Below are 14,459 nucleotides of genomic sequence, written 5' to 3' on the forward strand. Positions count from 1 at the left end.
AACTCCGCCACGAGGCCGCCGAGTGGTCGCGCACCTACCGAGGTCCAGAGGAACGACAAGGCCCTCCCCCGGATCTGTTCCGGGAAAGGGCCTTGATCGTGATATTCGCTGGTCAGCGGCGTGGTCGGAGCAGTCTCAGTACGGTCAGGGTCATTCCGGCAAACAGGAGGACCATGGCCGTGGCAGGGTATGCCTCGACACCATCGACCAGGAGCAGGGCGATGAAGGCGAACAGGATCATACTCAGAGCGCTGAGCAGGGCGACCGCGTTCAGCACCCACCTGTAGTTGTCCAACAGGTCACGCAGAAATGGCCTGCGACGGCGCTCACCGGATCGTTGGTTGGTTCCCTCCTGTGATGCGCCCTCGTCCTGTGTGGCGTTATCGGTTTGGGCGCCGGAGTGACTGTATCGGTGGTTGGTGATGTTGTGGTGGGTGTTGTAGGCGATGTTGATGTCGCCGTGCACGGCGACGCTGCCCATGCCACCGGTCAGCCGCTGCAGCACCGGCTCGTCACGGTGCTGCTCGTTCGGGCGGTGGTCGACGAGTTCGGCGTCGAGCACGAGTTCCTTGGGAGCGATGATTTCAAGCGCGGTAGACATCTCGCGCAGGTTCGCCCAGAGCATCATGACCTGCTCGACTTGCTCGGGTCTGAGCCTGCAGCCGCGGGCGAAGGCCCGAACTTGGTGGGCGTGTTTGGGCAACGTGGTGTTCTTCTCGGACACGAAGCGGTAGGCGGTGCTACGGGGCAGCTTGGCGTACATGGCGACCTGCCCGGCAGTGAGCCCGGAGTGGGCGAGCATGGCTCGCATCAGCGCCATGAAGCCCGTCTCGTCCGCCGCCGTGATCGTCAGGTCGCCGTCGGGCTCGGAGGCGACAGCAGGAGAGGTGCTCATCGTGGCCCCTGTCCGTCGTCCGCGAACGCCGTCAGTGCCCGCACGAGCCTGCGGCCGAGGCTGTTGCCCGACTTGGTGGGCACTACCAAGGGCACGATCACGGCGAGCAGACCGATGGGGACCAGCACGGCCGTGTGAACCTCCAGGCCTGTTCCCAGCAGCAGGTAAACGAACACGAAGGAGGACATCACCAGCGTCAGCACCAGTAGCACCGTTTGCCAGGTCCACGCGGGGCCAGCCGCCACGTCGGTGACACCCGGCGCGGGCTTGGTCGTCGCTGTGATGTCCTCGGACTCGCGGCCCGGGATGTACTGGGGACCGTCGTGGTCCCCGGGTCTTGTCGTCACGGGTTCCTCATCCTGGCCACTGGAGGGTGGCCGCGCGGGCGGGGTCCCGGTGGGCAGAACCGTCTGCTCGAGTCCGTAGGCGGAGGCGCCGTCGGTGCTCGACGCCATGTCGAGCACTGACGAGCCCACGCACACAGGTAAGAACTCGAGCGGCTCCGCTTGGAGGGGACACCGCGCTGGGGGATGCAGTCGAGGCTTGTTGCCTGGTCTCGAAGCCGTGATCGATTTGGCCCTCGATCACGGCCGCCCCGGACATCGGGACCGGGGACCGCAAAGTTGATGATCCTCAGGCGATACGCGGAAACCAAGCCGATGCGCCCTGCACCGAAAAACTTGTGTCCAGCGTCGGCTCGCCCTTCCACACCCGTGGCACCGAGACAGTGTCCAACAGCGGGTTCGTGTCTCTTCGACGGCTCAGCGGGTGTCCAACGCAGTGTCCAACGGTTGCCGTGATGTACAGCAACATCGTCCGCTGAACTCGCCGCGACCACTGCGCCGGGGATGTTATGGCTGATCAACGCCCCATCAGAAGCTGTTGGACAGCGCCAGTCCCCTATCGTTGCTCCTGCAGGTTCAGGATTGTCCGACGATCCTGCTGCCCCCGGACGCCCGCTAGTGGGATGCAGTCGAGCACTGGGGAGGTGGGACGGTCCGTTGGCCCGGATCCCCGCCATCACACGAAAGGCCCCGGAGGTTCTGCGAATCTCCGGGGCCTGACGCGTTTTCGTTCCACCGGACCGTGGTGACAGCAGGGGCACGGTGCCCTACAACCAATCGCCAGCCGAGAGCTCGCCGCGCAGCCGGGTGAGGGCGCGGTGCTGGGCGACGCGGACGGCGGTGGCGGTCAGGCCGATCGCGGTGGCGGTCTCCTGCGCGGAGAGGCCGACGACCAGGCGCAGCACCAGGATCTCGCGCTGGCGCGGGGCGAGGGTGTCCAGGAGCCTGACCAGCCGGGAGCGCATCTCGCCGCGCAGGGTGATCTGCTCGGGGCCCAGGTTGTGGTCGATGGTGTCCGGCACGTCGGCGACCGGCTCGGAGCGGTCGCGGCCGGAGCGGCGGTAGTAGTCGGCGACCTTGTGCGAGGCGATGCCGTAGACGAACGGCAAGAAGGACTCGCGGTCGTCGGAGTAGCGGGGCAGCGCGCCGAGGACGGCGAGCAGGATTTCCTGGGCCACGTCGTCGGCGTTGGAGAACGCCGAGCCGGTGCGGCCGATCCGGGCCCGGCAGTAGCGGATGATCGCCGGGTTGATCCAGGCGAACAGGGTGCCGATGGCCTCCTGGTCACCTTTGAGCGAGGCGTCCACGAGTTCGTGGAAGGCGGCGCTCTTCAACCGGGCGAAGACCGCGTCCACGCTCTGGGGCCGACGGGGACGCGACGCCGACGGCGTTGCGGAGGACGCCGCCTGCCCCGCCAGAGCCGGAGCCAGGGTGGTGACAGCCTCCGGACGCGGGACGTACTTGACCACCGCAGCGACCCCGCGTGGTTCCTTCCGCAGCGCCGACAAGGCCGAGAGCCGCGCGACCGCGGCGGCCTCCACACCCCGCAGAGTGCCTTCAACGTCGAGTTGGGCGGTGGTCGAGGCGACAAGTCCCCGCCCCGCGTCCCCCATCCAGGCTCCGATGTCGATCTCAGCGTCGTTGACCACGGGTGGGCACCTCCTCGATCTGCAGCAACGTCAGGAACTCGTCGAACTCACCTTGCACCTCGGCACGCAGCTCGCGTACGAAGCCGCTCAGCTGGATCTTGGCGTGGCGCCGATGGGAGCGGATGGTGCTTTCCTTGCTCGCGAGGATGTCGGCGATCTCGTAGGTCTCGAACCCCTGGTAGTAGAGCGCGATCACCTGCCTGCGCACCGGCGACAACCTCATCAGCAGGTCGAGAACGACCTCGTCGAGCTGCCCCGAGCCGATCTCGCTCACCTTCGGACGGTCGCGCCGCGCCGCGAGGGCCGCCTTCTGCCTCCCCAGCACGGCCCGCTGCGCGTTGCGGGAAGCGTCCCGGATGGCGATCTTCACCACCCAGGCCAGCGGACTCGTAATCTCGGCGGTGCTGGTGAGCAACGCGATCATCGCCTCCGAGGCCGAATCAGCGGACTCCTCCAAACCGAAGCCCATCTGGCGCAGGACGGCGACCGTCTTGGGGAACGCGTGACGAAAGAAGTCCTGGAACTCCGCGTCCATCCGCCCACCACCCCTTCATCGCTCCGCCACCGTGTTCAAGGTGTAGTGCCACGAGCCCGACCGCGCGTGCAACGCACACCAGAAAATGACGATCACAGCAGCTCCTGGCCGGAGGCGCACTGGCCCGGCCAGGCAAGTGGCGATTACTCACTCCCGAAACCACAGTCGTTCACGGCGCAGCTCAGGCGAAGTGGGTGTAGGCGGCGAAGCTGTCCAGGTCGTGCCGCGAGTGGTCGTAGCGGCGAGTGGTGCGAGCTCGCGGTGGCGGGCGTAGTCCCGGGCATCGCGCATCCCGATCCCGGCGCCCAGGGCCGCGGTGATGGCGATGTGGCGCACAGGCTGTGTGGGACAACTGCTCCCAGGAGGCCGATACCCGCCGCCTTGCCAACCTCCGGACCAGCTCTCATAGGTTGCACCAAGTCAGGCACCCACCGTTGCGGATGGCCACTCCACCCGGGCCAGCAGGACCAACGATAACAGCGAAAGTCACACGCCATGTACAACGAAAATAACGGCACAGGGTTACCAACGCTGCCTGTAGTGTGTGATAATCGTTGCGTGAACCTGGTGGATGCAATGGAAGCGATGGTCAACCACACCACCGAACAGTGGGGTCTGATCACCGCAGCCCAGGCTAAGACGGTGGGTGTGGACGGCATGACGCTGCAGCGCGCCGTCGAGGCGGGCCTGCTCGAGAGAGTTCGCCGCGGCTGTTACCTCGCTACAGCAGCCACCATGCCTAAACACCTCCAGCCCAAGGCCGTGTGGCTGGCACTGAACCCGACCGTCCCGGCCTGGGAGCGTCCAGATCTCGACCCCGACGGCGGGGTGATCTCACACAGCTCGGCTGCTCTAATTCACGGTATCGGCGACCTTCGCGCGGACATCGTCGAGATCACCGTTCCGCGACGACGGGTGACGCGTGAGCAGGACGTAAGTCCGCGGCGCGCGGAGCTGACCGAGGATGATGTCGAACTCGTCGACGGGCTACCTGTGACGACGGTGCCGCGCACCATCACCGACCACCTGGCAGACCACATCGACGGCGGTCACGTCGGCGCGATGATCTACCACGCCGCTCGCCGCGGCTTGGTCGACCTCGACCAGTTGGCAAATAGGTCAGGAACGTACGCGCGTCGATACGGCCTGCCCCGAGGTCACGGCCGCAGCCTGATCGAGTACCTGCTCGCTCAGGCTGGACACAGCCTCGCCGATCTCGTCGCCCCCAACGGACTCGTACGCACTTCAGACCTACGTCACATCTTGGAGGTGCTGCCTAGGACGACTCTGTCTCTGTCGGGCACGCCGATCAACGCTGCGCTCGCGCAGATGGTGGAATCCATTCAAGGAATGGTTCCGGCTGCGGGGGTCCTCGAGAACCTGTCCGTGCCTTTGACTTCGTTCGCACGATCCCTACCGCAGCTGTCTTCTTCGCACATCGAGGGTCTTCGTAGGTCTCTGTCACAGCTTGACGTGCTCAACCGGCAGGCTGAGCTACTTCGAGCGCTCGAGTTGCCGCATGCCTCGGCGGAGATCGCGCGATCTTCAAGCATTATGGCTGCAGCGCTCGCGGCCGCGGGTGCCGAGGCCGCGCGATCTGCAGCGATGCCTGGCGAAGACGACGAGGATATGCCCTGATGGACTTACCCGCCGCAGCGCGGCGACGACTCAATAACCTGGCCAGAAACCACGCCCGCGCCACCGGTCAGAACAGCACGACCTTGGTAGAGCGTTACCTCTACGACCGACTGTTGGCCCGTCTAGCCACTCACGACGCTGAAGGTTGGCTGGTCAAGGGCGGCCAAGCCCTGCTCCGCCGCTATCCGCATGCCCGCCACACCCGAGACCTCGATCTGCTCCACCTGACGTCGTTGAGCGCCGATCTTGACGACGCGGTCGCGGTCCTTCGTACGGCCGTCGCTCTCGACCTCGGCGACCACCTCCACTACGTCTATCGCGACACCACAACCGCATCGAAAGGAGGACAAGCCCGCCGCGTCCGATTCACCCCGTACTACGGGCGTACAGCGCTCAACACGATCAGCGTCGACCTCGTCGTCGGCCATACGCCGTTAGGTCAGCCCACCACCCGTTCTCTGCAGTCATGCGTACCCGGCTTGGACGACGGCCAATGGCCGGATGTCCACCTGTACCCCATCGTCGACCACATCGCAGACAAGATCTCCGCCATGTATGAGCGCCACGGGCCTCAGGCCATCCCGTCCTCGCGCTCCCATGACCTGGTCGACCTGCTGCTGATTATCTTGAGCGAGACCATCGACGGCACCACAATGCACACCGCCCTGCACGCCGAGGTCGCTCGCCGCCGCCAACGCGGCACCATGTTGATCCTGCCCGCCAAGTTCCATGTTCCCGGCGGTCAGAGCTGGAGTGCGGGCTACGCTCGCGATGCCCGCGGCGTGACCGGACTGGCGCGCCACCAAACCCTCAACGAGGCTGCGGGCCTTGCCGCCGCATTCATTACCCCCCTGCTGACTGCGACTCCACCTGGACGTTGGACGCCGGATCATCTGCGCTGGCTTAACCCGCCATAAACCGCATGCGCCTACAGCCCACTGCGGTCGCGGGGCACGCTACGACCGGAAACTCGCCCGGCCAGGTCGAGATCAGCACCGCAATCGCTAGCCCCGGCCGCCGTCCACCCCTTGACCTTCTAGCTCATCGGACTGTCTTCCCGACCTCAACTCGACGCCTGTCCGGTAGCGCCCCTGCGGATCGCGCCGCGAAAGCGTCTGCGGGGAGCCCGGTCAGGGTGTGACAACCATCCGGACGTGGCGCTTGTCGATGACTACTCCGCCGACGGGGAGGTTCTCGGCGGGGGTGTCGGCCGGGTAGGCGGTGATGGTGGGCTGGGCGGTGCGGTCGCTGTCCCAGTGGCGGATGTGTTCGCACAGGCGCTCGGCTAGGTGGGCTCCGGCTGGGCCGTGGCCGGTGGCGCCGAGTTCGTAGCGGCGTTCGCCGTCCTGGTCTAGGGGGCGGGGCTTGGTGAGGTAGGCGAGGGAGTCGCCCTCGACCATGGCGGGAGTGCGGTGGGCGAACACGGGGCGGCAAAGACCAGCGTCGATGGCGGCGGGTTCGGCCGCGAGGCGGCAGGCGCCGGGTTCGGTGGCGGTCAGCCAGAGCCAAATGTGGTCGAACGACTCGTTGGCGACCACTGAGGCGCCGGACCACACCGTGGTGGCGGGCTGGGTGAAGACCTCGTGCAACGCGGCCGGGTCGATGTTCTGGTCGGAGTCCCAGTACAGGGCGACGTCGTCGACGATGTGGCCGGTCTGTTCCCCGGACGGGACGATGCCGATCATGGGGATGAATCCGCAGAGCCTGCTGTCGGTGGCCCGTAGCCCGCGGTCAGTGCGGGTGAACGCGACGCTGCGGGCTTGGCCGCGCCAGTGCAGGGGCACGACGAGCGTCCCTCCGGGGGCAAGCTGGTCGAACCAGGCGGGTGGCAGGTCCCATGGGCCGACGGTGACGATGATCTTGTCGTAAGGAGCGTGGTCAGGGTCGCCGAGTGCGCCGTCGCCGGTCACGACGCGGACCTGGTCGTGGCCGGTTTTGTCGAGGGCTTGGCGGGCGTGGGCGGTGACGTCGGGGTGGATGTCGATGGTCGTCACGCTGCCGGTAGGGCCGACGAGTTCAGCCAGGAGTGCGGCGTTGTAGCCGGTTCCCGCGCCGATTTCGAGGACGTGATCGCCCGGCTGCGGGTCGAGCTGGTCGAGCATCATCGCCACGACGGTCGGAACGGAGATGCAACTGGCGGGGCGGTCGGGACCTGGCTTGATGGTGATGGCCTTGTTCGCGTAGGCGTCCTCGACGGAAGCGGCGGGCACGAACAAGTGCCGAGGGACGGTTCGCAGAGCCAGCTCGATGCGGTGGGAGCGCAGGTGCCCGCTGTCCTTGAGGTGCTCGACCATGTGGTCGCGCAGGTCCTCGGGCTCAGTGCTGGTCATGCTGGTCATCCGATTCCTTTCGGGTGCGGTGATTCGAGGTGTCTGCTGGTGCGAGGAGCAGGCAGGCGTCCCACCGGGTGGTGGGTAGCTTGCCCACGTCAGGGGTGTGCCGGGTCAGCGCGATGCCCGCGGTGCCCTCCAACATCCCATTCCGGTCCGACACTCCGAGACGGCGCTGTTCCCAGCGGGCGCGGAGGCCAGGCAGGAGAGCGGCAAGTTCGCTGTCGGGACCGGCGGCGGCCATCCGCGCGGTCGTGTGGACGAATCCTGCCCAGCCGTGGCAGAGGGAGTCGTCGTGGAGCAGGGCGAGCTGGGCTTCATCGCTGACAGAACGTGCCAACACAGTCTCTGCGCGATGCTGCCGCTGCGGATTGCTTAAGGCGAGGCCTGCCAGTTGCCGGGCTCGCGCCAGGCCTGGAGTGCCGTAGCACCAGGACGGCCGTTGTGGACCGGGTTGAGCGACGTCACCGGTTCTCCATTCGGCCGGGGTGATCGTGCCAGGCCACCACGGGCGCGTCCGGGTGCCGCAGCGCCAGCGACCCAAGGCGGCGTCGAAGTGGTCGATGGCCTCGGCGTGGTCGGAGACGGTGACGCCGTGGATCACCGCAGTGGCCAGTAGCGCCAGCGGACCGGCGATGCCGTGCGCGAGGCCCAGGTTCGCGTGGCCGCCTGGCCACCGCGGGTCGGGCCGGTCGGCGGGAGCGTTTCCAGTCCACCAGCCCGGCAACGTCTGGCCGTCGACGCGCAGCGGCTCGGTCAGGCGCACCAGGTAGGCCAGCACGTCACGCAGGAGTTCGGTGTTGTCGGTCTGGAGCAGGTATGCGCCGATCCCGGTCAGCCCGTTGATCAGGTCGAACTCGCGCAACTCCGGAAGCAGACCTCGCTCGATCCGGTCGTGCGCCTGGTCCAAGCGGTGCCGGGTGAGCTTCGCAATGTGGTCGTCAATCGCGGCCAGCGCCGCGGCGTAAGAGGGTTGGCCAGCAGTGCGCAGAACGAAGGCGACCGCGGGGGCTCCGTGGAACAGGCAGGCGTCCGGATGGGCGGCAACGGGGTCGCGGGTCATGGCGGTGACCCAGCGGTGGGCGGTGGCCCAGTCGCCGACGCCGGTCTGGGCGTAGGTGATGTGGAGCAGGGCGAGCCCGGCGGCCCCATCGGACAGGGACTGGTGCCAGCCGGGTTTGGGCTCGTGCTCGGGCGGAGGGCTGCACGGGTCGGTGTGAGTCACTGGCCGCTGCCTTCCTGCCGAGCGCGCCAGGCGAGGGCGGCTTGTCTACTCAGGCGGCGGCAGATGCGTTCGGTGTCGGGGGCGATGCCTACGACGCGGTTGTGGTGCATGTGCAGCAGCGACTCCACCACGACGTCGATGTCGAACTCGGGCGGGAGATGTTCACGGTATGCGACCAGGGCGTCGGTGCGGTCCTGCCAGGCCTGGCCGATCTCGCTGTCCCAGCCGGACACCTGTGCCAGTGCTGCTGAATCAATGGCCAGCCGGATGGCCTGGTCAGTCACTGCCCGGTCGATGGCGGGCGTGCTCGGGACGGGCCGGGTGCCCAGCCAGTTCATTGCCTCGCCGCGGTCGCCAAACAGGCCGTCAACGATGCCCACCATGTTTGCCACGACGAAGGGAATGAGATCCCGGTCCGTACCGGGGCGGTGCCTCAGCACGGCCGCCACGGTGGCCGAGTCGGCGGCGAAGACGTCCTCTGCGGCATCCATCGCCGGGCCGGACCCATAGCGGCCGATCTCCGGGCGGTAGGTGTCGTAGACCAGCCGCCCAACCAGCCCCTTCTGCCGCATTCGCCTTGTCCACTCCCCCACCGCTTTTGTGCACGCAGCGTAGCGGTCCGGGCTAGTTTGGACACGGAGGCGAAGGTGGTCGGTCTCGTGTCGATCGCGGTAGCGAAGCCACCAGCACGAGGTGGTGCCCAGCATGGTCAGCAGGTCGGGCAGGTACTCGGTGACGATCTCGGTGATCCGCTCGGGGTGGGTGAAGACCTTCGCCGACAGCCAAGTGGCGTCCGGGGCGCCTGGCAGGTGCCCGTGCGTGTTCGTCACCTCGGGTAGCTGCCCGCGCAGCGGGTCAGGCGCGGCCGGGCGGGTGGTGACCAGGGGCAAGGCGATCTCGTGGGCGTGGCCGCCGATCCAGCCGAAATCGTCTGCCGGGGTGGCGGTGTGGAGGATGGCTTGGCCATGTCGCGTGAGGTGCGTGCGCAGCAGGGAGGCGTGGGTGGGCTCGTTCAAGGTGAGGCGCAGGGTGCGGTCGGCGTCGCGAAGTTCGACCACGTCTGGGCAGCTCCAGCGCTGCCTCCAGCGGTCGAGCACCGGTCGCCAGTGGTCGGGACTGGCGGGAAGGTCAGCGGTGGTCAGTCGCCATTGGGCTGGAGACAGGATGGTGCGGCGGTAGCGCACTTGCGGGAGGAACGGCAGCCTGAGGTGCGGCCCCCAGTCGAACTGGTACCAGGCGGCGGAGAACGCGCGCGGAAGATGCGCCAGGAATCGCGCGATCAGCGGTGGCTGCTTGTTCAGCGCGAGAGCGTGAAACACCTGCGGTTCGACCACCCGGCGGCGGGAGCGGCTGACCAGGTGCAGGCGGTCGCGCGTCGCGGTGATGGCCAGGTCGTCCACTGTGATTAGCGCGTGGTCGCCTCCGGGTGCGCGATGTTCGCCCAGCGGGAGCAGGTGGTCGAGATACGCCGGGACGCGACAGACGTTCTCCGCGTGCGGGTAGAGCGGTCCGAAGGACATCTGGGCACGCAACGCCCCGACGGTCGCGGCGGGCAGCGCCCGGTAGGCGTCGGCCAGGCCGGTGCCCGTCGCCATTGGGGTGAAGCGGCTGGTCAGCGTTCCAGCGGAGCGGGCTGGGGCGACGGTGAGCAGGAAGTCGCCAGCGTCGAGGGCGGCGGCGCTGGTGGCGTGGACGCGGGCGGAAAGCTCCACGTGCGGCGGGATGAAGTGCTCATCGAAAGTTGTGCCGGTCAGCTCACCGATCTGGTCGTCGGTGAGGATGATCTCGCGGGTGCCGGTGGCCAACGCCTGCCAGGCCAGCGCCAACAGCCGCTCGTCGCGCTCAGAGACATTCGAGGACGACGCGGGCAGCACGCTGCCCTGGTATCCGGCTGGGAAGCCGAGTCCGGTGTCCGGGTCTATGACGTCAGCCAAGGGAACCAACGTTCCGGCGCCGTATCGGTCTATGAACGCCGAGTGGTAGTTCCGCCAAGCCGCTTCCCCGGTTGGCTGTCTGGTCAGGCGCAGCAACGCGCCCGCGGCACGTTCCATCTCGTGCGCGACGTGGTGGGGCAGCCGGATTTCACAGTCCAGCATCAGGTCCACGGCCAGCGGGGTGCGCCCGACCGGAGAGAGTTGCCTCATGCTCGCGGTGATCGTGGCGCGTGCGCGGCGCTGATCGTCCCGGGTGGTCGTGGCGTGGTTGTGATGGTGCAACTCGACATGGATCGCGTTCAGGTCGCGCACGAAGGCGGCGGTGTCGGGAAGCGTGTCGGCTTCGGTTTCATGGAGTTGGTCCATGAGGTGGGTGAACGGATCGGTGACGGTAAAGGGGGCGCGCAGGTTGGTCAGCAGGTAGCCGCTTCGCACGAGTTCGGTGAGCATGGCCTGGACCTTGGACCGATCGGCGGCGAAATCCACGGCCAGCGTGTCGATCAGGACGCCGAAGCGGACCGGGACGGCCGCCTTGTCCTGGACGGCGGCAATTGCTGGGGTGTGGCGGACAGTCACGCGGTTCGGCCCCTGTGGGACTTCGAAACGGCCACCGCGCCTGACCGCGAGGTCGGTGACCACAACCCGGAGCCGTCGCAGCAGCTCCGGACATCCCTCGGCGCGGGTGATGATGTCGGCCAGCCACTCGGTGTTGACGCGGGCGACCGCCCGGTGTTCCTCACCCCAGCGCGCTTGGGCGCCCGCTCCGAGTTCGACCGGAGCCACGCCCGCGAACAACCCGAACGGCGTGGGACGGCCGATGCTGCGCAACAGGTAGCGAGCGGTGGACAGGGTGGCGCTGCGGATCTGCTTGTCCTCGACAAGGTGACCGGAGCGAATGGTGTCGACGGCCGCACCCAGCGACGGGCTGGCCTGGCGAACCGCGTCAGCGAGACGGGGACTGGACCACACGGTATCCAGCCAAGTGCGGCACGACCGGGGGTCGGTGAGGTCGGGCCAGTGGTCGGGCGCGTTGGTCAGCGGCGCGGCGGCGGCTCGTAGCAACGCGACACCGGTGTGCCGGTAGAGCGGTTTCTTGTCGGTGGCTCGCATCGCGGTTCCTCGGGCAGGCGGAGCAGGGGCCGGAGGCGTTCCGGCCCCTGCTCACGGGGTGAACGACGGTTCTCAGACGCCGTCGCTGATGCAGGCTGACGCGCAGGTGGGGTCGCAGCCGTCGTCTGTGCCGTTGCCGCACGCCGAAAGCGGGTGGCCGGGCGGAACATCGGTGATGATCCGCACGTCAAGGGCGAAGGGGTCCTCGACTGGTGGGGCGTCTGCGCTGATCGTTGCGGACATTAGGTGCCTTTCGTCGTATCGGGCAGATCCTCATCAACCTGACCAGAAACACCTTGCGAGACAAGGATTCGAGCCAGGAGCCTGTCGTGCCGTCCCATGGCCGTCCGGCTGAACGGGACAGCAAAATCACGGTGGCGGAAGAGCCGTCTGGTGCGCTTGCGGGCTGGGTTGGGGTGGTTGCAGGTGCCGATGCAAGTCCCGAGGCACGAGTTCACCTATGTCGATCCCAGCGGCGCGCACGTGGTGCGCGGCGTCCCGGAACCGGACACACGGCCAGCGTTCCGTGGAGCACAGCGGGCACATCCTGGGCGCGTGCTGGGGCGGCAAATGCGCGGCCAGGTCGTCGATGCTCTGGGCGACCAGTCCGACCGTGCTGTCCGCGGCGACGATGACGGCCCGGATGCCGCGCAGCCCGCCCGCGTTCACGCGGTGACCGCCGGGCCGGTTGGGGTCTGGTAGCGCGGAAGCCGCCTACGACCGGACCATACGTCGATCCAGTCGATCAGCACGGCACGCGCGGCGTCGACCGATCGGGCCGCGGCCGCCACCACGTGATCGTCGGCGTGTGGGTCGCAGACCAGTCGGTGGGATTGGGCGCGCAGCCGGTGCTGGGTGGCCAGTCTTGCGGCGGCGGTGAGCACCGGGTGCCCGACCGGGGTGGCGGCGAAGGCGCCCACCACAACCGACGCCCGTGGCGGTGTGGTGTTCCTGCCCGATGGAACCGGAATGGCCTTGTCGCTGATCGCGGTGCTCACGTTGCCGACCTCCTTGATCCGTACGTGGCGGGGAGTGCTGTCGTCGGTACTCAGCGTGGCCTACCCGAAGGGTGGTTCACCTCCTGCTCGGGCGGGAACATTTCCTCGCTTACTCCAGCCGTCCTGATCAGCGCGAACACGGAATAGACGGGTGAAAAGTTCCGCCCCTCGGAGCTGGCGCGCTCCCGGCGGCCCACTTCTCGGCGCTACCGTTCGCAGTAGCTGCGGCACACAACGGGTGCACCGGGAGGGTGGTCGATGCCTAGGAAGGCCGGGGCCTCCGGAAAGGCTGAGCGCGATCAGCTCCGCGACCGGATGCGCGCTCTTGGATGCTCGGTTGCCCAGATCGCCGCCGAGATGTCCCGCAGGTTCAACCTGCGGCCCCGCGCGGCGTGGCGGCACGCGTTGGGCTGGCCGCAGTGGAAGCTGGCGCAGGAGTACAACACCGCCCATCCCGGCGCCAAGCTGGCAGACAATCGGATCAGCGAGTACGAGAGCTGGCCGCACGGGGGTACCGCGCCAAGCGTGCGCTACCTGTCCAATCTCGCCGCGACCTTCGGCCACGGCTGCACACCCGCCCACCTCGTCGACGTCGACGACATGGAACATCTCAGTCCCACAGACCGCAGGCTCTTGGCCCCGGCCGGGGACGCGCTCATGGTGTCCAGCGCGAACATCGCGCCGTTCCCCGAGACCCACCCTGATCTCCGGCTTGCGAGCCGGAACATCAACACTGTCGGCAGCCGGGGAAACCGTCGCGTGGTACGCCGCGACGCTCGGGGGCTGCCAATCCGCGAGGAGGTAGTCATGGCCGCCGAGGAATCCGCCCAGTTCCGACGCTGGAGCGCCACCACCAACGTCGATGACGAAGTGCTGGAGCAGATGGCGGCCGACATCGCAGAGGTCGCGTCGAGCTATCTCACCGATCCGCCCGCGACCGTGTTCTCCCGACTGATCGGCGCCCGCGACGACGTGTTCGCCTTGATCGCCGGACGCCAGCACCCGCGCCACAGCATGGAGCTGTACAAGATCGGCGGACAGATGTGCGCGCTGCTCGCGCACGCCTCCGCCGATCTGGGCCACCCGCACGCCGCGAACACCCACGCCCGCACCGCGCTGCATTGCGCCGAAGTCGCCAGCTACACCCCGCTGCGGGTCTACACCCGATGGGTGCAGAGCAACGTCGCCTACTGGGACGGCCGCTATGACGACGCGGCCGGACTGGTCGAGGCCGCGTTGCCCGACGCCACCAGCGGGACGGCACTGCTACGACTGACCAGCCAGCAGGCCAGGATCAACGCCGCCCGCCAAGATTCCGCAGGTGTCGTTCGGGCGCTGGCCGCCGCGTCCGCCGCCCCGACCGACCCCACCGCAGACGAACCGGGCGTGTTCGCCTTCGCCACCGGCAAAGCGGCCTACTACGCCAGCGAAGCTCACCGGGAACTCGGCGGTGACAAACACCTCGATGCCGCCATTGACTGGGCACTTACCGCCGTCAACGAGTTCGCCGCGGAACGCCACCCCAATGCCCAGTTCGTCGCCGCCGCCCGCATCGACCTCACCCGCGCCCACCTGGCCCGCGGCGACCTCGACGCGGTGGGCGAGCACTTGGCTCCGGTCTTGTCCACTGTGGCCGAGCAGCGCACCGTCCCGGTGATCAGCCGCGTCAGGTCGTTGACCACCCTGCTGAGCGGCCACCCGGGCATCGAGTCCTCCACTGTGGCCTCTTTGCGCGATGATCTCGCCGAGTTCTGTTCCACTCCGGCGGCCAGTCCGTCGGAGCTGAACTCGGCCGACTGAC

General features: G+C 67.8%; 13 protein-coding genes. 3 read left to right on the forward strand and 10 right to left on the reverse strand.

Features of this window, described 5'->3' with window-relative positions; translation table 11 throughout:
• Positions 1-112 precede the first annotated feature (112 nt).
• The 4 genes from BLS56_RS10175 to BLS56_RS10190 all read right to left on the reverse strand — a co-directional run bounded on the left by BLS56_RS10175 (position 113) and on the right by BLS56_RS10190 (position 3,423).
• On the reverse strand, positions 113-895 hold the full coding sequence (locus BLS56_RS10175) for a hypothetical protein (protein ID WP_091449750.1): 783 nt from the start codon (positions 893-895) through the stop codon (positions 113-115).
• A complete protein-coding gene (locus BLS56_RS10180) occupies positions 892-1,242 on the reverse strand; it encodes a hypothetical protein (RefSeq protein WP_139190594.1) in 351 nt (116 codons plus the stop codon). Before BLS56_RS10180 ends, BLS56_RS10175 begins: the two co-directional genes overlap by 4 nt.
• Before the next feature lie 764 nt (positions 1,243-2,006).
• Positions 2,007-2,594 carry an RNA polymerase sigma factor ShbA gene (shbA, locus tag BLS56_RS10185; RefSeq protein WP_091450037.1) on the reverse strand — a complete coding sequence of 196 codons (588 nt, stop codon included), beginning with the start codon at positions 2,592-2,594 and terminating at the stop codon, positions 2,007-2,009.
• Between the two features lie 277 nt (positions 2,595-2,871).
• Complete coding sequence (locus BLS56_RS10190) at positions 2,872-3,423, reverse strand: sigma-70 family RNA polymerase sigma factor (protein ID WP_091449752.1); 552 nt, start codon at positions 3,421-3,423, stop codon at positions 2,872-2,874.
• A 558-nt stretch (positions 3,424-3,981) separates the two neighbouring features.
• On the opposite strand from BLS56_RS10190, the gene BLS56_RS10195 reads away from it, so the two are divergent.
• Positions 3,982-5,061, forward strand: coding sequence for a type IV toxin-antitoxin system AbiEi family antitoxin domain-containing protein (locus BLS56_RS10195; RefSeq protein ID WP_228771530.1), 1,080 nt, complete (start codon positions 3,982-3,984; stop codon positions 5,059-5,061).
• Positions 5,061-5,978, forward strand: a complete 918-nt coding sequence (locus tag BLS56_RS10200; RefSeq protein ID WP_091449754.1) for a nucleotidyl transferase AbiEii/AbiGii toxin family protein — start codon at positions 5,061-5,063, stop codon at positions 5,976-5,978. The genes BLS56_RS10195 and BLS56_RS10200 overlap by 1 nt, the downstream gene beginning before the upstream one ends.
• 213 nt (positions 5,979-6,191) lie before the next feature.
• Here the strand turns inward: BLS56_RS10200 and fxlM are convergent, their stop codons facing one another.
• From fxlM to BLS56_RS10230, 6 genes are all read right to left on the reverse strand, one after another.
• A complete protein-coding gene (gene fxlM, locus BLS56_RS10205; protein WP_228771531.1) occupies positions 6,192-7,400 on the reverse strand; it encodes a methyltransferase, FxLD system in 1,209 nt (402 codons plus the stop codon).
• Complete coding sequence (locus tag BLS56_RS10210; RefSeq protein ID WP_091449755.1) at positions 7,378-8,616, reverse strand: lanthionine synthetase C family protein; 1,239 nt, start codon at positions 8,614-8,616, stop codon at positions 7,378-7,380. The genes fxlM and BLS56_RS10210 overlap by 23 nt, the downstream gene beginning before the upstream one ends.
• Positions 8,613-11,660: a lantibiotic dehydratase gene (locus BLS56_RS10215; RefSeq protein ID WP_091449756.1), complete on the reverse strand. Its 3,048-nt coding sequence runs from the start codon at positions 11,658-11,660 to the stop codon at positions 8,613-8,615. The genes BLS56_RS10210 and BLS56_RS10215 overlap by 4 nt, the downstream gene beginning before the upstream one ends.
• A 72-nt stretch (positions 11,661-11,732) precedes the next feature.
• Positions 11,733-11,903 (reverse strand): FxLD family lanthipeptide, encoded by a 171-nt coding sequence (locus BLS56_RS10220; protein ID WP_091449757.1) that lies wholly within the window; start codon positions 11,901-11,903, stop codon positions 11,733-11,735.
• A 126-nt stretch (positions 11,904-12,029) separates the two neighbouring features.
• Positions 12,030-12,329, reverse strand: coding sequence for a hypothetical protein (locus BLS56_RS10225; RefSeq protein WP_091449758.1), 300 nt, complete (start codon positions 12,327-12,329; stop codon positions 12,030-12,032).
• A complete protein-coding gene (locus tag BLS56_RS10230; RefSeq protein WP_091449759.1) occupies positions 12,326-12,658 on the reverse strand; it encodes a hypothetical protein in 333 nt (110 codons plus the stop codon). Before BLS56_RS10230 ends, BLS56_RS10225 begins: the two co-directional genes overlap by 4 nt.
• A 258-nt stretch (positions 12,659-12,916) precedes the next feature.
• On the opposite strand from BLS56_RS10230, the gene BLS56_RS10235 reads away from it, so the two are divergent.
• Positions 12,917-14,458: a hypothetical protein gene (locus BLS56_RS10235; RefSeq protein ID WP_139190595.1), complete on the forward strand. Its 1,542-nt coding sequence runs from the start codon at positions 12,917-12,919 to the stop codon at positions 14,456-14,458.
• The last annotated feature ends 1 nt before the right edge of the window (position 14,459 follow it).

Origin of the sequence: Actinokineospora iranica (assembly GCF_900101685.1) — a bacterium.
Classification (GTDB): Bacteria; Actinomycetota; Actinomycetes; order Mycobacteriales; family Pseudonocardiaceae; genus Actinokineospora; species Actinokineospora iranica.

Excerpts from the sequence above, each read along its gene's own strand:
- BLS56_RS10175 (WP_091449750.1), bottom strand. The coding sequence starts at position 895 with ATGAGCACCTCTCCTGCTGTCGCCTCCGAGCCCGACGGCGACCTGACG.
- BLS56_RS10190 (WP_091449752.1), bottom strand. The coding sequence starts at position 3,423 with ATGGACGCGGAGTTCCAGGACTTCTTTCGTCACGCGTTCCCCAAGACG.
- BLS56_RS10200 (WP_091449754.1), top strand. The coding sequence starts at position 5,061 with ATGGACTTACCCGCCGCAGCGCGGCGACGACTCAATAACCTGGCCAGA.
- fxlM (WP_228771531.1), bottom strand. The coding sequence starts at position 7,400 with ATGACCAGCATGACCAGCACTGAGCCCGAGGACCTGCGCGACCACATG.
- BLS56_RS10215 (WP_091449756.1), bottom strand. The coding sequence starts at position 11,660 with ATGCGAGCCACCGACAAGAAACCGCTCTACCGGCACACCGGTGTCGCG.
- BLS56_RS10220 (WP_091449757.1), bottom strand. The coding sequence starts at position 11,903 with ATGTCCGCAACGATCAGCGCAGACGCCCCACCAGTCGAGGACCCCTTC.
- BLS56_RS10235 (WP_139190595.1), top strand. The coding sequence starts at position 12,917 with ATGCCTAGGAAGGCCGGGGCCTCCGGAAAGGCTGAGCGCGATCAGCTC.